Annotated in this window: 17 protein-coding genes and 1 riboswitch; of the genes, 10 read left to right on the top strand and 7 right to left on the bottom strand. The window is 35.3% G+C overall.

What is annotated here, in order from left to right:
- The first annotated feature begins 270 nt into the window (after positions 1 to 270).
- The 4 genes from ACFS6I_RS20715 to ACFS6I_RS20700 all read left to right on the top strand — a co-directional run bounded on the left by ACFS6I_RS20715 (position 271) and on the right by ACFS6I_RS20700 (position 5,924).
- Positions 271 to 792, top strand: coding sequence for a 30S ribosomal protein S16 (locus ACFS6I_RS20715; protein ID WP_021189406.1), 522 nt, complete (start codon positions 271 to 273; stop codon positions 790 to 792).
- A 133-nt stretch (positions 793 to 925) separates the two neighbouring features.
- Positions 926 to 1,453, top strand: a complete 528-nt coding sequence (rimM, locus tag ACFS6I_RS20710) for a ribosome maturation factor RimM (RefSeq protein WP_132769321.1) — start codon at positions 926 to 928, stop codon at positions 1,451 to 1,453.
- Between the two features lie 167 nt (positions 1,454 to 1,620).
- Positions 1,621 to 1,726: riboswitch (SAM riboswitch) on the top strand.
- A 60-nt stretch (positions 1,727 to 1,786) separates the two neighbouring features.
- Entirely contained in the window at positions 1,787 to 2,743 is a 957-nt protein-coding gene (gene metF, locus ACFS6I_RS20705; RefSeq protein ID WP_132769319.1) for a methylenetetrahydrofolate reductase [NAD(P)H], read from the top strand.
- A gap of 166 nt (positions 2,744 to 2,909) precedes the next feature.
- Positions 2,910 to 5,924, top strand: a complete 3,015-nt coding sequence (locus tag ACFS6I_RS20700) for a glycosyltransferase family 117 protein (RefSeq protein WP_380923456.1) — start codon at positions 2,910 to 2,912, stop codon at positions 5,922 to 5,924.
- A 50-nt stretch (positions 5,925 to 5,974) separates the two neighbouring features.
- On the opposite strand, the gene ACFS6I_RS20695 is transcribed toward ACFS6I_RS20700, so the two are convergent.
- The 4 genes from ACFS6I_RS20695 to ACFS6I_RS20680 form a co-directional block, all read right to left on the bottom strand.
- A complete protein-coding gene (locus ACFS6I_RS20695; RefSeq protein WP_380923454.1) occupies positions 5,975 to 7,642 on the bottom strand; it encodes a glutamine--tRNA ligase/YqeY domain fusion protein in 1,668 nt (555 codons plus the stop codon).
- A 160-nt stretch (positions 7,643 to 7,802) separates the two neighbouring features.
- The gene (locus ACFS6I_RS20690) at positions 7,803 to 8,447 is read right to left on the bottom strand and encodes a carbonic anhydrase (protein ID WP_380923452.1); all 645 of its coding nucleotides are present in this window, start codon (positions 8,445 to 8,447) and stop codon (positions 7,803 to 7,805) included.
- Positions 8,448 to 8,541: 94 nt separating this feature from the next.
- Positions 8,542 to 10,080, bottom strand: a complete 1,539-nt coding sequence (locus ACFS6I_RS20685) for a SulP family inorganic anion transporter (protein ID WP_380923450.1) — start codon at positions 10,078 to 10,080, stop codon at positions 8,542 to 8,544.
- 98 nt (positions 10,081 to 10,178) lie between these two features.
- On the bottom strand, positions 10,179 to 10,448 hold the full coding sequence (locus tag ACFS6I_RS20680) for a hypothetical protein (protein WP_380923448.1): 270 nt from the start codon (positions 10,446 to 10,448) through the stop codon (positions 10,179 to 10,181).
- Positions 10,449 to 10,731: 283 nt separating this feature from the next.
- On the opposite strand from ACFS6I_RS20680, the gene ACFS6I_RS20675 reads away from it, so the two are divergent.
- The 5 genes from ACFS6I_RS20675 (at position 10,732) to ACFS6I_RS20655 (ending at position 14,862) form a co-directional block, all read left to right on the top strand.
- Positions 10,732 to 12,273, top strand: a complete 1,542-nt coding sequence (locus ACFS6I_RS20675) for a helicase HerA-like domain-containing protein (RefSeq protein WP_380923446.1) — start codon at positions 10,732 to 10,734, stop codon at positions 12,271 to 12,273.
- A gap of 55 nt (positions 12,274 to 12,328) precedes the next feature.
- A complete protein-coding gene (locus tag ACFS6I_RS20670) occupies positions 12,329 to 13,240 on the top strand; it encodes a sugar phosphate nucleotidyltransferase (protein WP_132840981.1) in 912 nt (303 codons plus the stop codon).
- Between the two features lie 103 nt (positions 13,241 to 13,343).
- A complete protein-coding gene (locus tag ACFS6I_RS20665) occupies positions 13,344 to 14,024 on the top strand; it encodes a TIGR02117 family protein (RefSeq protein ID WP_380923444.1) in 681 nt (226 codons plus the stop codon).
- Between the two features lie 132 nt (positions 14,025 to 14,156).
- Entirely contained in the window at positions 14,157 to 14,666 is a 510-nt protein-coding gene (locus ACFS6I_RS20660) for a hypothetical protein (protein ID WP_380923442.1), read from the top strand.
- Positions 14,656 to 14,862 carry a helix-turn-helix transcriptional regulator gene (locus tag ACFS6I_RS20655; RefSeq protein WP_021190153.1) on the top strand — a complete coding sequence of 69 codons (207 nt, stop codon included), beginning with the start codon at positions 14,656 to 14,658 and terminating at the stop codon, positions 14,860 to 14,862. Before ACFS6I_RS20660 ends, ACFS6I_RS20655 begins: the two co-directional genes overlap by 11 nt.
- Before the next feature lie 57 nt (positions 14,863 to 14,919).
- Here the strand turns inward: ACFS6I_RS20655 and dnaK are convergent, their stop codons facing one another.
- The gene (gene dnaK / locus ACFS6I_RS20650) at positions 14,920 to 16,824 is read right to left on the bottom strand and encodes a molecular chaperone DnaK (RefSeq protein ID WP_380923440.1); all 1,905 of its coding nucleotides are present in this window, start codon (positions 16,822 to 16,824) and stop codon (positions 14,920 to 14,922) included.
- A 213-nt stretch (positions 16,825 to 17,037) separates the two neighbouring features.
- Here dnaK and ACFS6I_RS20645 point away from each other — a divergent pair, with 213 nt between their 5' ends.
- Entirely contained in the window at positions 17,038 to 17,592 is a 555-nt protein-coding gene (locus tag ACFS6I_RS20645; RefSeq protein ID WP_132840986.1) for a thioredoxin family protein, read from the top strand.
- Positions 17,593 to 17,610: 18 nt separating this feature from the next.
- On the opposite strand, the gene ACFS6I_RS20640 is transcribed toward ACFS6I_RS20645, so the two are convergent.
- Positions 17,611 to 18,501, bottom strand: a complete 891-nt coding sequence (locus ACFS6I_RS20640; RefSeq protein ID WP_380923438.1) for a GLPGLI family protein — start codon at positions 18,499 to 18,501, stop codon at positions 17,611 to 17,613.
- Entirely contained in the window at positions 18,494 to 21,166 is a 2,673-nt protein-coding gene (locus tag ACFS6I_RS20635; protein WP_380923436.1) for a TonB-dependent receptor domain-containing protein, read from the bottom strand. Before ACFS6I_RS20635 ends, ACFS6I_RS20640 begins: the two co-directional genes overlap by 8 nt.
- Positions 21,167 to 21,238: the final 72 nt, after the last annotated feature.

The raw sequence follows: 21,238 nt of genomic DNA, 5'->3' as shown, positions 1-21,238 counted from the left end.
TAGAAATAAGGCAAAATTACAAATTAATTCCCTATATAAATTTGTATCATCCAGATGGCATCTATGATTTGTTTCGTTGTAAGACTAAGACGGTGTGCATGAAATAATTTGGCCATAATGGTATATAATGACGCTTATTTGTCATCATTCTTATTCTGTGGAAGTTGACTTCTATTTTTAGTTTTTAACTTCCAATAATCCTTTGTATCTTTGCGTCCCCTCTTGCATGTAGCACGGGGGATATGTTGAATACATAAATAACACAAAAACATGGCAACTAAAATCAGATTGCAAAGACATGGTAAAAAAGGACGTCCTTTTTACCACCTAGTAGTAGCAGATGCACGTGCTCCACGTGATGGTAAATTCATCGAACGTATTGGTTCTTATAACCCAAACACAAATCCAGCGACTATCGTTTTGGATTTTGACAAAGCTTTGGATTGGATGAATAATGGTGCACAACCTACTGACACAGCTCGTACTATCCTTTCGGATAAAGGTGTTTTATACAAAAAACACTTATTAGGCGGTGTTAAAAAAGGTGCATTTGATGAAGCTGCTGCTGAAGCTAAATTTGTAGCTTGGACTGAAGCTAATGATGCAAGAACTGCTGGTAAAAAAGACGGTTTAGCAACTACTAAAGCTGAAGCTAAGAAAATTGCATTAGCTGCTGAAGCTAAGAAAAAAGAAGAAAAAGCTGCTGCTATTGCCGCTAAAAATGCGCCAGTTGTAGAAGAAACTCCTGCTGAAGAAACTGAAGCTCCTGCTGCAGAAGAAACTGAAGGTTAATTTTTCTTTCATACAGTATCAAGAAAGCCGGTTCAATTTTGATCCGGCTTTTTTTTAAGAATGTAGTTGCTATACCTACGAAGTACTGTATTTATATATTTATATTTTTAAATTTGCACTTTCAAATTAGAACATGACCATAGAAGAAAGTTTTTACATCGGTTATATTAGCAAAACACGTGGATTAAAAGGTGAGCTTCAGCTTTTTTTTGAATTTGAAGATTATCAAGATTTAGACTTTGATGTTTTATTTGCTGAAGTGAATAAAAAATTAGTGCCTTACTTTGTCGACAATATCAAATACCAATCAAATAGTACAGCCTATTTAAATTTAGAAGATGTCGATCATATTGATAAAGCACAACCTTTAGTGCGTAAGAAAATATACCTTCCAAATGATAAAATGCCAGAGCGTGATCCTGATGATTTTAGGTATACGGATTTAATTGGATACTTGGTGATTGATGAAGTTCATGGAGAATTAGGAGAGATTAAACATGTACAGGAAATGCCTCAGCAATTTATAGCAACAGTAGACTTTAATGGAAAAGAATTGATGTTCCCATTAAATGACGATCTTATGCTAGGAATTGATTCAGAGGATAAAGTTTTAGAGGTTGATTTACCAGATGGTTTGGTTGAGCTATATAAGGAGATTTAAAGTCTTCACGATATACAGATTAATAAAAAGGAGTTACTGTAGTTATATGCAGTAACTCCTTTTTTATTTAAAGAAATCCATTTTAATAAACGTTTTATTGGGGCATTATTTTAGGCATGACCTTAATATTATTTTGATTATAAATTTCTATTGCCGATATTAGCCGATGCTTATAGAGAAAGGCCGAGGGAATAGACCCAATGAAGCCTTAGCAACCTGTTATTTTATAAGGTGCTACATTCTACCCCAACTCAGAGCTGGGAAAGATAAGTTGAAACAAGTCCACTTGTGCATTTCGATGTAAGCCAACCAAAATCACTTTAAAAAATATTAATGAAAATCGTTGATCATATCAGTAATGCCAAAGGAAAAACTTTGTTTTCTTTTGAACTGTTGCCACCAGCTAAGGGGCAAGGTATCCAAAGTATTTTTAAAACAATGGATGCACTTATGGAATTCAAGCCTCCCTTTATCGATGTGACTTATCATAGAGAAGACTACATGTATAAGAAGCACGAGAGCGGTTTATTAGAACGTGTGGCTTATCGTAAACGTCCAGGGACTGTTGCAATTTGTGCCGCTATTATGAATAAGTATAAAGTGGATGCTGTACCTCATCTTATCTGTGGTGGTTTCACAAAAGAGGAAACCGAAAATGCTTTGATAGATTTGAACTTCTTGGGTATTGACAATGTGCTCGTATTGAGAGGTGATGCAAGAAAAGGCGATCCTGATTTCATACCAACAGAAGGTGGTCATGCATTTGCAACAGATCTTTTACAGCAGGTTGCCGATATGAACCAAGGACAGTACTTACATGAGGATATTGCGATTTCAGAAAAGACCAACTTTTGTATTGGCGTTGCAGGATATCCTGAAAAACATTTCGAAGCGCCAAATTTTAATACCGATTTTAAATGGTTAAAAAAGAAGGTTGAGATGGGGGCTGAGTTTATTGTTACACAAATGTTCTTTAATGTTGAAAAATATAAAGAGTTTGTCAATAAGTGCAGGGAAAATGATATTCATATTCCAATTATACCAGGTTTAAAACCATTGACAACAAAAAAACAACTGATTACGCTTCCGAAAATTTTTCACTTGGATATTCCAGAGGAATTGAGTGAAGCAGTATCCGGATGTAAAAATAATGCAGACGTGAGACAAGTCGGAGAAGAGTGGTTGGTACAACAATGTAAAGAATTAATTGACTTTGGTGCGCCAGTTTTACATTTTTATACCATGAGTAATCCTGGACCAACTAAAAGTATTGTAGAAAAGTTATTCTAAGACTTATATCGTATAAAAAGGCCTGCTATCCCATTATAGCAGGCTTTTTTATGCGTTTCAATTTTTGTTAAAAAAAGTTAATCACCCTCAAATGAAATCTCTTTTTATTATATTTAATTGAAAATTAATTTGATTTATCAAATAATCAATTAAACCTGAATCATTCATGGATTATAAGAAATTAAACAACGTGTTAGGTTGGCTATGTGCCATCATAGCAACATCCGTTTTCATTATCACAGCAGAGCGAACAACAAGCTGGTGGGATACTGGTGAATTTATTGCATCAGCATATAAACTTCAGATTGTTCATCAGCCTGGAGCACCTTTGTTTCTAATGTTGCAGAATATATTTTCAAATTTTGCTTTAGGAAATTTAGCTCAGATTGCATTTTGGATGAATGTGGGTTCTGCTATATGCAGTGGTTTGACAGTTATGTTTTTGTTTTGGACCATAACAGCATTAGCAAGAAAAATTATCCAATCTGATCATCAATCCAATGATAAAAATCACCTAATTAAAATAATGGGATCAGGCATGGTGGGAGCTTTAGCTTACAGTTTTTCCGATACATTCTGGTATTCAGCAGTAGAATCTGAAGTTTATGCGATGTCATCCTTATGTACAGCAGTCGTATTCTGGGCAATTCTAAAATGGGAAGCACGTGCTAATAAACCGCATGCAGATCGTTGGCTTATTGTCATCGCCTATATTATTGGACTTTCAATAGGAGTTCATTTATTGAATCTATTAGTTATTCCAGCGATAGCGCTTATTATTTATTTTAAGAAAACTGAGCGTACAACGTTTTGGGGAATTAGTAAAGCATTGTTTATTGGACTAGGAATATTGGCCATTATTCTGTGGGGAATAATCCAGTACCTTATTAAATTTGCTGCCAAGTTTGATTTGTTCTTTGTCAATACACTTGGATTAGGATTTGGATCGGGCATATTCGTTTTTGTCATAATGATCTTATCGGCATTAATTTATGGCATATATTACTCCATAAGAAAAGGAAAAGTTATTTTGAATACAGCGATTTTGGCAACCTGTTTTATTTTATTAGGATATAGCTCTTTCACTATGGTATTGCTAAGGGCTAATGCTAACCCTTCCTTAAATAATAATGATCCTGAAAACGTATTTTCTTTCTTGGGTTATTTAAGTAGAGAACAGTATGAATCTGAGCCACTCATAAAAGGGCAATATTTTGATGCAAATCCGATAGGTATCAATGAACGTATTGATTATAGAAAAGACAACCACCAGTATACACCAATAAAAAGAGCCGCAAGTTATCAATTTGATAGAGAAACCATTTTCCCAAGGATTTACAGTCAAAAACCCTATCATCAATATTTTTATAAAGGTTATTTAGGTATTGAAGAAGGAAGAAAAGCAAATTTTGCTGACAACTTGAAATTCTTCTTTAACTATCAAGTGGGGCATATGTATGCACGTTATTTCCTGTGGAACTTTGTTGGAAAGCAAAATGATCAGCAGGGACACGGTTCTTTAACAGAAGGAAATTGGTTATCGGGGATTAAGGCTATCGACAATTTACATATAGGTGGACAATCTAAATTATCGGATGAAATGATCCATAATCCATCTCGGAATACCTATTTTTTCCTTCCGCTAATAATTGGATTCGCAGGTGCGCTATGGCATTTTAAACGTAACAAGAAAGATGCTGCTGTTGTTAGTCTTTTATTTATGTTTACAGGATTGGCCATCGTTATCTATTTAAATCAATCTCCTTTGCAACCACGTGAACGTGATTATGCTTATGCAGGATCATTTTATGCTTTCGCAATCTGGATTGGATTAGGTGTATTTGCTATTTCTGAATTTTTTAAAAAATATATTAATGAAAGAAATGCAAATCTGCTTGCTACATCATTATGTCTCATAGCTGGCCCATTGATTCTTATTAGTCAAAATTGGGATGATCATAATCGATCGGAGAAATCGTTAGCTCGGGATATGGCGAAAAATTATTTAGAAACCTGCGCTCCCAATGCGATCCTGTTTACTTACGGTGATCATGATACTTTTCCGCTATGGTATTTACAAGAAGTAGAAGGTGTTCGGCGGGATGTTAGAATAGTGGTGATCAGTTATTTGACTTCTGACTGGTATTTCCGCCAGGTGAAAAATGGTACCTATCAGGCCGCAGGATTGCCGATCACGATACCGAATGAAAAGGTGGCAAAAGGCCTTCGAGAATCTTTGCCTTACCATGATCTGAATTTAGCAGGATCTACAGATATAAACTTGTTGTTGGATTTTTTATTATCAGATAGTAATGATAACAAACTTCAAATGAGAGACGGACAATATGAAAATTTTCTGCCAACAAAAAGCTTGAAGCTTGCCGTGAATAAGGAAGATGTCATTAGAAATAAAGTCGTACCTCAAGAATGGGAAAGTGAGATCCCAAAACAAATGGAGTGGACTTTTGGTAATGATTACGTCACTCGCGCAGATCTAGGCTTGATGTCTGTTCTTGTGAATAATAATTGGAAAAGACCAATTTATTTTTCAGGAATGGTACCCGCTGAAAGTTTGATGGGATTGGATAAATACATGGTTAATGAAGGGTTTGCCAAACGGTTGATGCCTATAGAAGCAAAGCTTGAAAAAGGGGAGTCTCTAATTAATGTCGATAAATTATATAAAAATATTGTTGATAAATACGCTTGGGGAAACATACATCAAGCAACTTATCTTGATACGGATTCCTTCCGTTTTGCAGGTATGTATGCAGAAGAGATTTTCGGGAAAGCAGCGCGAACCCTATTGGCAAAAGGGGAGACCGAAAAAGCGAGACAAGTGGCAGTAAAAGCATTTAATGAATTACCCCAAAGACTATATAGTATGTCTGATGTGACGAGTTATGGGGATGTTATTGATACGCTTTATAAAACTGGAGAAATAAAATTTGCAAACCAGCTGGTTGATCGTAATATGAAATTTTTAACAGAGCATATGGATTATTATCAACAACTAGCTATTGACAAACCTGAAAACGGGTTGGAAGTTCAAAATATAAGGATGGCTCTTGACTCGGTCGATCTATATGAACGTATACTTTCTAATACAAAAGAAAAGGACCGATATGCATATATTGCTGAGCTGAGCAATAAATATAAAAAGATGTATCTATCAGAATGATATATTAAAAAAAGGGAAGCAGCTGCTTCCCTTTTTTGTTAATATTAATATTATCCTTTTTTAACTTCCTTGGCCCAAGAGTCTTTTAGTCCGACCGTACGGTTGAAAACCAAGTGATCTGGTTTAGAAGATGTATCTAAAGTGAAATACCCTAAACGGATAAACTGATAACCTTTTCCAGGGATTGCATTTAACAAATCAGGTTCAATAAATGCTTTGCTGATTTTTAAACTATCTGGATTAATCGATTCTTTGAAGTTTTCTGAAGCAGCAGGATTCTCGTCGTTAAATAAACGATCGTACAATCTGATTTCTGTTTCTTTAGCATGTGGCACAGAAACCCAGTGAATAGTTCCTTTAACTTTCATTCCTGAAGTATCTTCGCCAGATTTTGAATTGGGCACATAAGTACAGTGTACTTCTGCTACTTGACCATTTGCATCTTTAACGAAATCATGACAGGTTACTATATATGCATTTTTTAGACGCACAGAAAGGCCAGGACCTAAACGGAAAAATTTCTTTGGAGCATCTTCCATAAAGTCATCACGTTCAATCCATAATTCATTTGAAAAAGGAATCATACGAGAACCTTCACCACCCTCAACTTCTGGGTTGTTTTCACCATGTAGTTCTTCAATGTGGTCAGAAGGAAGGTTTGTGATCACTAATTTAATAGGGTCTAGCACAGCCATTCTTCTCCATGCTGTTTTATTCAGATCCTCACGAATACAGAATTCCAACAGACTCACATCAATCATATTTTCGCGTTTAGCGACGCCGATCTTATCACAGAAAGTACGGATACTTGCTGGAGTATAACCTCTTCTGCGTAAACCTGAAATAGTAGGCATACGTGGATCATCCCAACTTTCTACAAATTTATCATTTACCAATTGTAAAAGCTTACGCTTACTCATAACGGTGTAGGTCATGTTTAAACGCGCAAATTCATATTGCTTTGAAGGATAGATTTCTAGTTTTTCAATACACCAGTCGTACAATGCACGATGTGGAATAAATTCTAACGTACAGATAGAATGTGTGATTTTTTCGATAGAATCGGATTGTCCATGTGCAAAATCATACATGGGATAAATACACCATTTATTTCCAGTTCGGTGGTGATGTGCGTGTTTGATGCGGTATAGCAACGGATCACGTAAGTGCATATTTGGATTTGCAAGATCTATCTTAGCACGTAACACTTTTTCACCATCTTGGTATTTACCATCTTTCATTTCTTGAAAAAGAACCAAATTCTCTTCAATGCTACGACTGCGATTAGGAGTTGGAACTCCAGGTTCAGTTGGCGTACCTTTGGCTGCTGCAATTTCTTCGGCAGTACTATCATCTACATAAGCCAAATCTTTTTTGATGAGGTCTATAGCATATTGATAAAGGGTGTCAAAATAATCAGAAGTATATAATTCCTGTGCCCAGTTGAAGCCAAGCCATTGAATGTCGTTTTTAATACTTTCAACGTACTCCGTATCTTCTGTCACGGGGTTAGTGTCGTCAAAACGTAAGTTGGTCTGGCCATTGTATTTCTGCCCTAAACCAAAGTTTAAGCAAATAGATTTTGCATGACCGATGTGAAGATAGCCGTTTGGCTCGGGAGGGAAACGTGTCAATACACGCCCATCATGGGTCCCATTACGAAGATCTGCTTCGATAATTTCTTCAATAAAATTTAATGATTTCTCCTCGTTTATCATAATACAAAGTTAAGTATTACTTCGAATTATCCGTAGTAGTTCTTACATTTTAAAGTAAGTTGTTTCGAAAGAAAAATGAGTGAGTTGTAACGGAGAGAAGAGATGGTGTAAAGAACTGTTTTTAATAGTAAAAGGATCGGTTGCCCGATCCTTTTATATGCTATCTATAAGAGAATACATCTCCAAGATCTTCGTTACTCGTGAACGTACAATCAAGATCTGTTAATTCACCTGTTCCGATGTTGATGACCATTCCATGAACAGCTAGATCGTTTCTATCTTTCCAAGCATTTTGGATAATCGAAGTTGTACATAAGTTAAATACCTGCTCTTGCACATTCAACTCAATTAAACGATCAACTTTTTTATCATGATCTTCAATTGCATCTATTTCTGTCGCATGCAAACGATAAACATCTTTGATGTGACATAACCAGTTATCAATAATTCCAAATTGATTACGGCTTAATGATGCCGCTACACCACCACAGCCGTAGTGACCAGCAATAATAATCTGCTTTACTTTTAATACATTTACAGCGTAATCGAGTACTGATAACATGCTCATGTCCGAATGCACACACATGTTTGCGATATTACGGTGTACAAATACTTCTCCAGGTTTAGTACCTGTGATTTCATTTGCAGGAACACGACTATCAGCGCAACCAATCCATAAAATTTCTGGATTTTGACCTTTTGCTAATTGTTGAAAACGACCAGTCGTATCATTCTTAACAAAGTCCATCCACTCACGATTTCCTTGTAAAATTTTTTTAAATCCTATTTCTAAATCTTTTTCCATTTTATATATATATTAATACAGTTCATTCAGTCATGTGCTGTATGTTTTATCCCTTATAGGATACAAATCTCGTTAATTAATTGTTTTTATTTTATTATTTTTTCTTGTATTCAATATCTGTCAATTCAATGCGCTTTCCTTTGGTCAGGGCATTCTGTTCAAAATCTTTAATGACCTCGATAACATCTTTATCAATGAATTTACTACCTGTACCGTTAATAACAATAAGGCCAACAGATTTTGGAAGACTATAAAGCTTTTGTTGAATAGGAGCTTTGTTTAAAAAAGATACTTCTTCCGCTAAAGTGATTACAGCTTTGTCGTAGTCATTTTGTTTGACGATATCAAATTTGAAAGCATTCTGCATATTAGCTTTTAAAATATAAAAAGTGGCTACCACAAGACCAATACCTACACCCATTAATAAGTCTGTAAATACAATTGCCACAATTGTTGCAAAGAAAGGAATAAACTGGTCAAGTCCTTTTTTATACATGGATGTAAATAAAGCTGGTTTCGCTAGCTTATAGCCAGTTTGCAATAGAATAGCAGCTAAACAAGATAGTGGGATGAAATTTAATACGTTAGGTATGATCAGAATCGCTAGTAATAACCACATACCATGAAGTAAGGCAGATTGTCTTGTTCTTCCTCCAGCATTTACATTCGCTGATGAACGTACAATAACTGACGTCATTGGTAAACCACCCAATAGACCACTTGTTATGTTACCAACTCCTTGTGCAATCAGTTCCCGATTGGTCGGCGTATTTCTTTTAAATGGATCAATTTTATCGACCGCTTCAATACTCAATAGTGTTTCTAAACTGGCAATAATCGCAATGGTGAAAGCAACAATCCAAACTTCTTTATTGATGATCTGTGTGAAATCGGGAAGCGTAAAGAGCCCTGTAAATTCTGCAAAGGAATTTACAATAGGTACAAGTACAAACTGTGACTCTGCCAATTGAAATGCTGTTCCATTAAAGGCAAATGATAATCCGATACCTAAAGCCACTACGATTAGTGGAGCAGGAATACTTTTTAATTTCGGTATGCTTGGCCAATAAATTAAAACAATCAGTGATAAGATGCAGATAATCAAAGCCCCAGGGCCAATTGAAGATACCAAAGTGTCTGTAAATGCACCAATTCCATGGCCGTTATCAAGTTCAAAAGCATGTGTTTCCAACATACCAAGTGCCAAAGGAATTTGCTTTAATATAATGGTAATCCCAATGGCAGCAAGCATTCCAACAATAACCGAGGATGGGAAATAATTACCAATCATTCCCGCCTTTACAATACCTAGAATCAACTGAAGTACTCCAGCAATAACTACGGCTAATAAAAACGTTTCATAAGCTCCAAGACTCTGAATGGCTCCTAAAACGATAACTGTAAGACCAGCTGCAGGACCACTGACGCTTAAAGGTGATTTACTGATAGAAGAAACGACTACACCGCCAATTACTCCAGTTAACAATCCTGCAAACAATGGCGCACCAGAAGCCATTGCAATACCCAAACATAGTGGAAGTGCTACTAAAAACACCACAACACTAGCGGGTACATCATATTTTAAGTCTCTTTTCGATAGTTTCAGAAAAGCAGACATACGAGTTCCAAACATTAGTTTTTGTCTAAAATTTTACCTGTTTTTTTATATAAGATTTTCCTTTAGTCAGATCTGACCAAAGTTGAGGTCATGCCAAAGCATGTACAGGAAGCCTAGCAGTTAGGAGGCGGCGTAGGAACAGATGGGTGGAATGCACGAATACTTTTTTCATTTTTCAAGTAGTGCTTTTGTTTTCCGTGGTTATCAGTTATGATCGCTAAAAAGTAAGATTCTTCAGTTTTGGCATTAAAAAACTTTGATCCGGACTCATTATGATCACTATGTGCTCCATTGTTGTTCTCAATTTCTAATTGAAGCACAATTTGAAGAATAGTATTTTGATCTAATAAAGTTGAAAATATAGGTGTTATTGATATGCTCATCTTTGTGAAAAAGATTAAAGCACATAATAAAGCGGCTATATTTCTAATTTTTTTATTAAACATCTTTCTTCAAAACTGTATCTGTCCCCTATTTAGAGTATGTAAAAATACATTTTTCATGTTAAAAAATTGTGAACTTTTTAAAAAAAAATCCATGCTGACAAAAAAATTACAAAGACTCAATATTTCGTTCTATCTTTAATAGAGGAAAAATTAAATGTAAAAAATGAAGAGATTTCTCAAGCGTTAACTGTTTGGGTTTTAAAAATTAGCAAATTAAGTAATGGAAGATCAAACACTATTTATTGAAAAAGTAAAAGCATCATACAATCCAAAAGGAGCCTATATTTATTTAGGTGCAGGTATTTTGGATGGTAATATTTTATCAGAGGCTAAAGTTAACCTGGCTTTAAAAATGATGAATCGACATGGCTTAATTGCAGGAGCAACCGGAACTGGGAAAACACGTACTTTGCAATTAATTGCTGAACAGTTGTCTGATGCAGGAGTTCCCGTGTTTATGTTAGATGTTAAAGGTGATTTATCGGGCTTAGCTGTTGAAGGACAAACCAATCAAGCGCTTATAGATCGTGGAGATGCTGTGGGTGTTCCGTTTGTACCTGCAAGTTTTCCCATCGAATTATTTTCTTTGACAGGTAATAAAGGAACAACAATGCGGATAAAAGTGTCTGATGTTGGTCCAATTCTTTTGTCCCGTATTTTAGAACTGAATGATACACAAACTGGAGTGTTAGCTGCAATCTTTAAATATGCACAAGATCATAATATGCCTTTGGTTGATTTTAATGATGTTAAAAAGTTACTGAGTTACCTCGCCGATGGTCCAGGAAGTGAGGAGATTAAAGATGATTATGGTAAAATAAGTACATCGAGTTCCGGAACTATTTTACGTAAGATAGTTGCTATAGAACAACAGGGTGTTGCTCATATATTTGGAGAGAAGGAATTTGATATCCAAGATTTATTTCAAAAAGTAGATGGCAGAGGTGTCATTAGTTTATTGAATATTTCGGATGTTCAGGATCAACCGGTGTTATTTTCAACATTTCTATTAAGTATATTAGCCCAGTTGTTTAAAAATTTACCAGAAGTAGGCGATTTGGATAAACCAAAGTTGGTATTTTTCTTTGATGAAGCTCATCTACTATTTAAAGATGCTTCTAAAGCATTTCTGACGCAGGTAGAGCAGATCGTTAGATTGATTCGATCAAAAGGTATAGGCGTATTCTTTTGTACTCAGTCACCAACAGATATTCCCGAGTCTGTGTTGGCACAGTTGGGGAATCGCGTACAGCATGCTTTGCGTGCTTTTACTCCGAATGATGCTGAGAATTTAAGAAAAACTGTCAAAACATATCCTAAATCAGATTTTTATGCAATCGATCAAATATTAACATCCTTAGGAACAGGACAGGCACTCATTACAGTGCTGAATGATAAAGGAATTCCTACAGAAGTTGTTGCCACACATCTAGTACCAGCAAGAGCTGTCATGGGACCTACAGATGCAACAACTTACGATCAGCTTGTCAAGCAATCTGATTTGTATTTGAAATATCAACAACGTGAGGAAAATCGCTCTGCAGCTGAGATTGTTGATGAAAGAATGAAAGTGGCAAATGATCAGCAGATACAGCAAGATCGAGAAAAAGAAGAAGCTAAGCTTTCTAAGAGCAGTTCGAGAAGACAAACACCCCTCGAAGCCGCTCAGAAAACAGCGACCACCACACTTGCAAGAGAGGGAGTAAAGTTGTTGGGGAAACTGGCAAGTGGTTTGTTAACAGCATTCTTTAAGAAAAAGTAATCTAATATTTATATATTTGCACAAATTTAAACTAGAAACGACCTAGAAATTGGATATGAGTAAACCAACTTTATTAATTTTGGCAGCAGGTATGGCTAGCCGTTACGGATCATTGAAACAGATTGATGCTTTTGGGCCTCACGGCGAAACTATTATTGATTATTCTATCTATGATGCTATTAATGCTGGATTTGGCAAAGTAGTATTTATAATTCGTGAAGAATTTTTAGATAAAATGAAAGAAGTCTTTGACGAAAAGTTAAAAGGAAAAATCGAAGTAGATTACGCTTTCCAAGATTTTGATTTAAAGAAGTATGGTATTGACCGTGAAATAGAGCGTGCTAAACCTTGGGGTACTGCACACGCTGTAATGAGTGCAAAAAATCACGTTGATGGACCTTTCTGTGTGATTAATGCAGATGATTTTTACGGTACGGATTCTTACGAAAAAATGGCTAAGTTCTTAACAACTGAAGTATCAGATGACCAAATGGCTTTGATGGGATTTCAAGTTGGTAATACGTTATCCGATTATGGTTATGTATCTAGAGGGGTATGTGTAGTAAGTCCTTCAGGACATATGGAAAGTGTTACGGAACGTACTAAGATCTACTATAAAGAAATTGAGGGCGAGAAAAAAATAGTTTTCGAAGAAGGTGATGTAATAACAGAGTTGGATCCGGAAAGTCGTGTATCTATGAATTTCTGGGGCTTTACTCCAAAAGTATTTGAAGTGGCTGAAGGCATGTTTAGAGATTTTGTTGAGAAAAATTCGGAAGATCCTAAATCTGAATTCTTCATTCCTTCTGTAGCAGATTATTTCGTGCAAACAAAGCAAGCAGATTTTAAAGTTATCCCGACCTCATCAAAATGGTTCGGTGTAACCTATAAAGAAGATAAGGAAATTGTGCAGGCATCAATCCTAAAATTGATTGCAGATGGCGCATATCCAGAGAAATTATTTTAAAATATTATCGTAGTATTTCTAAACCCGCAATATTTGTTGCGGGTTTTTTTTATGTTTGAGTATTAGAAGGTATTATCATTCTAAGATCAAGTCCATTATAAACATGAAAAAAATATTAAAAGTGCTATTATATATTCTTATCACACTCATTCTAATTGTATTTATTTATTGGTTGTCAGAACGTGTCTTATCGCGAATAAGTGCACATAGAGAAAATTCTGCTCTACCAAAAGATATAACGGTATATATTATGTCAAATGGTGTGCATACAGATTTAGTATTCCCCGTTAAAAATAATCTGATGGATTGGACGCATCTATTTCCATTAAGTAATAATAAGGGAAAAGATACCACATACAGTTACATGGGAATAGGATGGGGAGATAAGGGCTTTTATTTAAATACCCCAGAATGGAAAGATCTAAAAGCCTCGACAGCATTTGTAGCAGCAACTGGCATTGGTGAAACGGCACTACATATTACCTATCATAAATCAGTGGAGGAGAATGAGCTCTGTTACAAGTATATGATTGATACAGTACAATATCAGACCCTTATTGATTTTGTGAAATCATCGTTGGAATATGATGCTGAAAATAAGCCAATTGTAATTAATACCAATGCACAGTATGGTGATTCGGATGCTTTTTATGAAGCTAAAGGATCTTACAGCATGTTTTACTCATGCAATACTTGGACGAACGAGGCTCTTAAAAAGGCGAATATGCCAGCGGGTATATGGGCAACATTAGATAAAGGAATATTAAGCCATTACAAAAAATAGCACTCCAGTATTCATCACAATAAAAGACATAATAAATTGACAAGTATTTTTTACATTTTGTAAAAAACACTTGTCAATATGTATGATTAGTTTTACATTTGTCGTACTAACAATATAAAACTTAAAATCATTATGAAAAAAATTCCTTTATTACCCCGGTACTTCCGGTGGATTGGATTAGGATTAGTCCTCATGTTTTTAATCCCAACAGCATTGTATTTACTAAAAGAAAATAGTATTTTAATTACTAATTATCCAAGAATAAAAGGGGTAGAGATCATGCCTTTCGAATTATCTTTTTCTACTTTTGCAGTTTTAGGAGGAAATGATGGTCCTTTTGAAATTATTAATACAGAAATGTCACTAACATTACAGCTTTTATCGATCTTTTTAGGGTTGAGTTTTATTGCATTTACGAAGTATAAATATGAGGATGAAATGATTAATTCTATTCGTCTTTATTCTTGGTCTTGGTCTATTATTTCTTTTGCGATTTTCAATGTATTATTAATTGCATTTGTTTATGGTAGTTGGTACATAAGCCTGGCATTTTTAAGTCCAAATATTATATTATTGCTTTATATTATTATTTTTCGGTTCCAGGTTTTTAAAATGAATAGGAGGTTAGCGCATGAAGAATAATATTAAAATCAATCGACTGATGAAAGATTATTCGCAAGAACAGTTGGCAAATAAAGTCGGAGTAAGTAGACAGACAATCAATGCCTTGGAAGCTGCGAAATATGTTCCTTCAACTGTATTGGCACTTAAGTTATCAAGAGTATTGGATAAAAGTATAGAAGAATTATTCCAATTGGAAGATTCAGACTTGGTCTAATAATAAAAAAGCTCGAAGATGAATCTTCGAGCTTTTTATTATTTAAAAGGAGTGTAATTATTTAACTTCTTCGTATTCTACGTCAGTTACGTCATCACCACCTTGGTTACCACCATTGTTTGGTTGACCAGCATCACCTTGAGGTTGTGAACCACCTTGTGAAGCAGCATACATCTCTTCAGAAGCAGCATTCCAAGCATTGTTTACTTCTGCAGAAGCTGAATCGATATCAGCAAAACTTCTTGCTTCAAAAGCAGCTTTCAATTTTACTAAACCAGCTTCGATAGCCGCTTTTTTATCTGCTGAAATTTTATCTCCGTATTCTTTTAATTGTTTTTCAGTTGAGAAAATCAAAGCATCTGCACCATTGATTTTATCAGCTTCTTCTTTCATTTTTTGATCCGCTTCAGCATTTGCTTCAGCTTCTTCTTTCATTTTTTTGATTTCTTCGTCAGATAAACCAGATGAAGCTTCAATACGGATATTTTGCTCTTTTCCAGTTGCTTTATCTTTAGCAGAAACTTTAATGATACCATTTGCATCGATGTCGAATGTTACTTCAATTTGAGGAACACCACGAGGAGCAGAAGGAATATCATTTAAGTGGAAACGGCCAATCGTACGGTTTTGAGCAGCCATTGGACGCTCTCCTTGTAAGATGTGGATTTCAACAGATGGTTGATTATCAGAAGCAGTTGAGAACGTTTCAGACTTTTTAGTAGGAATAGTTGTATTTGCTTCAATTAATTTAGTCATCACACCACCCATTGTTTCGATACCTAATGATAAAGGAGTAACGTCTAATAATAATACGTCTTTCACTTCACCAGTTAATACACCACCTTGGATAGCAGCACCTAATGCTACAACTTCATCAGGGTTAACACCTTTAGAAGGCTCTTTTCCGAAGAATGCTTTTACTGCATCAACGATTGCAGGGATACGTGTAGAACCACCAACTAAGATGATCTCATCGATATCACCTGTACTGAATCCAGCATTTTTCAATGCAGAACGACAAGGATCAATTGTACGTTTGATCAAATCAGCAGCTAAGCTTTCAAATTTAGCACGTGATAAAGGACGAACTAAGTGTTTCGGGCCTGTTGCATCAGCAGTGATGTATGGTAAGTTGATTTCAGTAGAAGTTGTGCTTGATAATTCAATTTTAGCTTTCTCAGCAGCTTCTTTCAAACGTTGCAATGCCATTGGATCTTTTTTCAAGTCAAAGCCATTGTTTTCGTTTTTAAACTCGTCATTTAACCAGTTGATGATTACATTATCAAAGTCATCACCACCTAAGTGTGTATCACCGTCAGTAGATTTAACTTCAAATACACCATCACCTAATTCCAATACTGAAACGTCATGTGTACCACCACCACAGTCAAAAACAACAATTTTCATGTCTTTGTGTGCTTTATCTAAACCATAAGCTAAAGCAGCAGCTGTTGGCTCGTTGATGATACGTTTAACTGTTAAACCAGCGATCTCACCAGCTTCTTTAGTTGCTTGACGTTGTGCATCATTGAAGTATGCAGGAACTGTAATTACAGCTTCAGTTACTTCTTGACCTAAGAAATCTTCTGCAGTTTTCTTCATTTTTTGAAGAATCATAGCTGAAATTTCTTGAGGTGTATATTTACGGTCGTCAATTTCTACACGTGGTGTATTGTTGTCGCCTTTTACTACATTATAAGGTACATGTTGCGCTTCATTTACAGACTCATCATAAGATAAACCCATAAAGCGTTTAATAGAGTAAATAGTTTTAGTCGGGTTTGTGATCGCTTGACGTTTTGCTGGATCACCTACCTTACGCTCTCCACCTTCAACAAAAGCAACGATAGAAGGGGTTGTACGTTTACCCTCATTGTTAGCAATAACTACCGGTTCGTTACCTTCCATTACAGCAACACATGAATTGGTCGTACCTAAGTCGATTCCTATTATTTTAGACATATTATATATATTTATTTTTTACTAATCTGTTTGTTGTATACCTACCTAATCAACCCTTGTGCCAATCATTTTGTTTTGATGAAAATGAATAAAATTGACAAGTAAACGTCAGAATTGGTGACAAACTGTCATTTCTATGTTTCTTTATTTCGTCTGAATTGTGCAAATGGCAAAATTTTGTCATATTGTATCCCAAAATATAAAAGCTAATATATGCAGTTCGAAGAATACGTATCCTATTTTAAAGCTATCTTAGAAAATCCCGAGAATTATGAAGGTTATCAAGACGAAGAAATCTTTAATTACACCAAATTAAATTGGTCGAGGATGAATCGCTGGTTGAAAAAATTTGAACCCAATGCCGAAACAGCTTCATTTATGAACGGGATTGCAACCAAGCAACATTGGATCTTAATAACAGAACCATGGTGCGGTGATGCCGCTCATTCTGTCCCCATGATTTACCAGATGGTGAAGAGTAATCCATTGCTTGTTCTGGATATACAGTTACGTGATTCGGAACCTTATACAATTAACCAATATTTGACCAATGGCGGAAAGTCTATACCTAAATTAGTGATTCGTAATGAGCAAGGTGATGACTTGGCTGTATGGGGACCGCGACCTCAAGGCTGTACAGATCTATTTGTTATGATGAAAGGTAAAGGAGCTGAATTTAATGACATTAAAGAAGAGATTCAAAAATGGTATAATCAAGATAAAGGAGTTGCCATACAGGAGGAATTAGTTGACATACTTAGTCGATAACTGATTAGAGCAGATTCTTTAATAAAGAATCTGCTCTAATATTTGTCTTCTTTGTTGCGCATCATTGTTACCTCTTCCCCTAAACATACTGCCTGAAAGCAATTTGAAAAATTCGTTGGATGACATCTCTTTTGCTTTTTTATCTTTCCACGTACTTGATACCTGATCAGTGGTGAATTTTACTTCAGTCGCCCAATAATTGATATGCATTTCAGGAATAACAAGTCCTAAGATCATTCCAGGCAATCCTCCTGTTAATACCGGCCCTCCTGAGACAGGAATCTCTTCTGAATAAAAAGCGATTAGATAGAGTGAATCTTTCGTCGCCCCATTTACACGTCTACATTCATACCCTGCAATTGTTCTAAACTCATCTGTGAATCGCCATGTAACATCCTGAAGACTATCTTTTATAATAATTTTTTCGTCAATTTGAAGCTGTACTTCAGAAGTCTTAGCTTTAAGGTTTTGAAAATAAGTTTTATCACCCATTCTGTTGCTTCCTCTGCCCATGCTACGCATACCGCCACCTCCATTTGTGCCTGTTCGTTGATTTGTTCCTGCATTCCCTCGTCCTCCTCCTGAACCTCTACCACCTCTTGTATTTGCAGGTGAGGTATTGGGTTTTGTTGGCGTTTCTTCTGCATTGGATTCCATCAATGTCTGGTTCTCATCAAACTTCAGAACAAAATTGGATGTAGAACTTTCTGGCATTTCATCGATGTTTCCCATGTACATCATACCTCTATTACCGTTGCCACCATGCTTAGCCATCAATTCTCGCATTCTCGCTTTCGTATACACCACTTTTTCAAAATTGATGGTTCCCTTTGTTGCAAAGTAAGCATGTTGCGCAAATGCATCTGTGCCAAATAGCAAAAGAATGAAACCTATTAATAATTTAGTCATTTTTCTTTCCTAAGTTTTTGTTAAAATCCCATTTCAATCCAAGCATGAAATATTGAGTAAGCATCTGTTGTTGTGATTCCGAAAATTTACTGCTGTCAAATGAGCGATTGGTAGTATTGAATGTTTTAAAAATATCAAATGCTTTTAAGCTTAATTGTAAGTTATTGCTCATCAATTTCTTATTTAATTCCATATTCATATAAAATTGATTGATAGCTTTAGTGTATACTTTGTTCTTACCCGTATATCCGTAATTAATAACCTGCACCAGATCAAATTTAAAGGGTAGGAAGTATTTGATATCCGTATTGATATTTGCTCTCAGACTATTACTGTTTAAATCAGGTTGTAAAAGAGTCTCCACACGATCAACACCTATATTCGTAAAGAAGTTGAAGTCAATAACCTTAGAATTTTGTTTATTTAATCCAAAACCTGCACTTGCATTGTAGTTCTTGGAATTGTTCAATACGCCATTCAGAAAGTCGTAACTATTTCCATAGCTTAAATTTGCATTTGGATTGAACTGAAGTAAATTATTAAATAAAGGTTTACTATAACCAGAGTATACTCTAGCGGACCAGTTTATTTTATCTCGTATGTTTTCATAATTACTGGTTGTCACCCCTTCAGAATCAAGAATTCTCTTATTTGCAATCGGATTATGTGTCGTTGTAATACCCGCATTGATATTGAAGCTCGAACTTCTTAAAATACTAAAGGTATTAAAATTGAAATTATAAGAATTTTCAGTTGATTTCTTTAAATCGGGGTTTCCTAATTGTACAAATAATGGATTTGTCTGTGGTTGTAAGGCTATCAATTGTCCGAACGTCGGAATTCTGTTTGATGTACCGTAGCTAAGCATCAAATTTTTGTTTAAAGACAATTTGTAATTAACATTCATGTTCAGGTTATTATCCCAAAAGTTGCGATTGAGATTAATATCACGATAGCTGTCAATTAATTTTTGATTCCTATAGCTCATCGTATTTGAGAGGTTAATATTGATTTTGTCTTTAATGTTGTAGTTTAACTGAATATTTGCACCCTGATTGAAATTTTTGTTTTCTTCATTTTTAGAATATAATGAATCTAACAATGTATATTCACCCAGTCCATCGGCATTTAATGATCTATTTAGACTTTTTGAAACGCTACTGTTCATCGTATATCCTACAGTTAGGTACAAGTCCTGAAGTAATTTCTCATTTAAATTTAAAGAAGCACCGATTCGATTGTTCGTCGCTTCGTTTACACGTTTTTGATCTATAGTATCAGCTCTGTTAAGCGCGTTGTTTTTATAATAGTTTGTAATCGATTTTGTTTGACCAATAGATTCACTTTGTGATAATTGCGTATTAAACTGAACATTAATAGACCGTCCATTATTGTTTAGTCTTCTTCTATAATTAATACGGAAATCGCCATTATCATTATTTCCCTTTGAGCTGTTATTTTCATCAAAAGTGTTCGTTAGCGTAGTGTCATTAATGGTGATCCTACGTTCTGAAGTACTTTTAGTATAGGTGTCTGATTTACCTGCATTCAATTGAACGTCTAGATTTTGGATAGAATCGATTTTGAATCGTACCTGTGTTCTGATATTGTTATTTTTTGTATCGTTATCGGAGCTGTTACTTCCTACTGTTTCTTGTGTTTTGTCTTCAAATAATTCCTTAACGTTAGAAGTTCGTTCATTAGTAGCACTGTTATTGTTGAAATTATAACTGGAATTTAACGATAACCTTTTCTTTAGAAATACATTGTCATAATTTACGCCAATATTTTTATACTCAGGTTTACCTTGAATGCTGGCATTGGAACGGATTCTTGAATCATTTCCCCCACCCATATTGTTCCAGTTTCCGGTTAGTCCTATACGTTCAGACTTATTGAATTTAGCAGCAAATAAACCCGCATCAAATAAACTTTTAGTACCAATTGTAGCATTGGCATTTCCGAAAATACCTTTCCTAGCTTCTTCTTTCAGAACTACATTGACGGTTTTGATACGTACACCATCATCCACTCCCGTTAATTCAGCTTCATCAGATTTTTTCTCGTATACCTGTACTTTGTCAATAGCATCTGCTCGAACATTGCGAATAGCAATTTTAGGATCATAGCCAAAAAATTCTTCACCATCTATCAATACTTTTGAAACTGTTTTCCCCTGAGCAGTAATAGTTCCGTCCGAAGATACAGTCATACCGGGTAATCTTCGGAGAAGGTCTTCCAATTTTGCATTTTTTTCAGTTTCAAAACTACCGGCATTATATTCTATGGTGTCACCTTTAATTTTTATTGGTAGTTTTTGCGTAATAACAACCTCTTCAAGAACATTGGCTCGTGAACTTATCTTAATATCATGTAAATCAATCTTGCTATCTTCTACATTTATGATGTCACTGTATAGTTCAAATTTTGGATAAGTCACAAGTACGCGATAAGCACCTTTTTCTGGGGGTTGGATATTGAAATTACCTTCCTCGTTTGTGCGTGTAAATACTTTCAAAATAGAATCTTGTGCCGTAAGTAAGATTACTGAAGCATTGAAAAGGGGCTTGTTTTCGCCTCGATCTATAACCTTACCCTTAATAGAAGTTTGTGCGTAACTTAATGATGTGCAAAAAAATAATAGGAGGAAAAATATCCTGTTCATAATGCTATTTAGGTGAAGTTATGTGTCAAATATAGAATATTAACCGGTTCTTAATATTTGTGTAATCAGAAT

Origin of the sequence: Sphingobacterium anhuiense (assembly GCF_042686355.1) — a bacterium.
Lineage (GTDB): Bacteria > Bacteroidota > Bacteroidia > Sphingobacteriales > Sphingobacteriaceae > Sphingobacterium > Sphingobacterium anhuiense.
Note: the sequence above shows the minus strand (reverse complement) of the source record. Positions and strands in the feature narration are given on the sequence as shown.

Coding starts and splice junctions, on each gene's coding strand:
- ACFS6I_RS20645 (WP_132840986.1), top strand. CDS start 17,038: ATGCAGTTCGAAGAATACGTATCCTATTTTAAAGCTATCTTAGAAAAT.
- ACFS6I_RS20680 (WP_380923448.1), bottom strand. CDS start 10,448: ATGAGCATATCAATAACACCTATATTTTCAACTTTATTAGATCAAAAT.
- ACFS6I_RS20695 (WP_380923454.1), bottom strand. CDS start 7,642: ATGATAAACGAGGAGAAATCATTAAATTTTATTGAAGAAATTATCGAA.
- ACFS6I_RS20635 (WP_380923436.1), bottom strand. CDS start 21,166: ATGAACAGGATATTTTTCCTCCTATTATTTTTTTGCACATCATTAAGT.
- dnaK (WP_380923440.1), bottom strand. CDS start 16,824: ATGTCTAAAATAATAGGAATCGACTTAGGTACGACCAATTCATGTGTT.
- ACFS6I_RS20685 (WP_380923450.1), bottom strand. CDS start 10,080: ATGTTTGGAACTCGTATGTCTGCTTTTCTGAAACTATCGAAAAGAGAC.
- ACFS6I_RS20700 (WP_380923456.1), top strand. CDS start 2,910: ATGGATTATAAGAAATTAAACAACGTGTTAGGTTGGCTATGTGCCATC.
- ACFS6I_RS20640 (WP_380923438.1), bottom strand. CDS start 18,501: ATGACTAAATTATTAATAGGTTTCATTCTTTTGCTATTTGGCACAGAT.
- ACFS6I_RS20675 (WP_380923446.1), top strand. CDS start 10,732: ATGGAAGATCAAACACTATTTATTGAAAAAGTAAAAGCATCATACAAT.
- rimM (WP_132769321.1), top strand. CDS start 926: ATGACCATAGAAGAAAGTTTTTACATCGGTTATATTAGCAAAACACGT.
- metF (WP_132769319.1), top strand. CDS start 1,787: ATGAAAATCGTTGATCATATCAGTAATGCCAAAGGAAAAACTTTGTTT.
- ACFS6I_RS20660 (WP_380923442.1), top strand. CDS start 14,157: ATGAAAAAAATTCCTTTATTACCCCGGTACTTCCGGTGGATTGGATTA.
- ACFS6I_RS20690 (WP_380923452.1), bottom strand. CDS start 8,447: ATGGAAAAAGATTTAGAAATAGGATTTAAAAAAATTTTACAAGGAAAT.
- ACFS6I_RS20715 (WP_021189406.1), top strand. CDS start 271: ATGGCAACTAAAATCAGATTGCAAAGACATGGTAAAAAAGGACGTCCT.
- ACFS6I_RS20655 (WP_021190153.1), top strand. CDS start 14,656: ATGAAGAATAATATTAAAATCAATCGACTGATGAAAGATTATTCGCAA.
- ACFS6I_RS20670 (WP_132840981.1), top strand. CDS start 12,329: ATGAGTAAACCAACTTTATTAATTTTGGCAGCAGGTATGGCTAGCCGT.
- ACFS6I_RS20665 (WP_380923444.1), top strand. CDS start 13,344: ATGAAAAAAATATTAAAAGTGCTATTATATATTCTTATCACACTCATT.